Below are 528 nucleotides of genomic sequence, written 5' to 3' on the forward strand. Positions count from 1 at the left end.
ATGTATATATTTAAGAATATTATAAAATTTATTCCCATTAGATTCAAAATTATCAACCATTTTTAAATTCCTCCCATTTATAAACAATATTATATTTATATTTTAACACTATATTTTACAAAAGTCTAAAATAATTTATATAAATGTAAATAAAGTTTTTTATACTAAAATATTATAATATCTAATTTTAAGAGGGATTTATATAAAAAATATAAAATAAAAAGTATATTGACTAATTTTAAAATTATGTTAAAATGAATATTAATTTAAATACAGGTATATTAAATAACTTCGTATAACCCTAATAATATGGTTTAGGGGTCTCTACCAAGAACCGATAATTCTTGATTACGAGGAAATCATTTGTCGTGATTTCTTCGTAGTCAGGAATTTTTTTTTAATTCTTTAGGAACTTATTAAAATATTAGCCTGTGAATAATATTTTTATAAGTTCCTTCCTTCAGTTTGGAAGTGTTAAAGTATCATAGCAAGGTGACTTGGAGCTTGCGACGGAACCTGGATATGATA

Annotated in this window: 1 riboswitch. The window is 22.3% G+C overall.

The features are described 5' to 3' along the window. Window positions 1–271: 271 nt before the first annotated feature. A riboswitch (purine riboswitch) is annotated at window positions 272–371 on the forward strand. Window positions 372–528: the final 157 nt, after the last annotated feature.

The organism is Clostridium gallinarum, assembly GCF_014836325.1.
In the GTDB taxonomy this organism is placed as follows: Bacteria; Bacillota; Clostridia; order Clostridiales; family Clostridiaceae; genus Clostridium; species Clostridium gallinarum.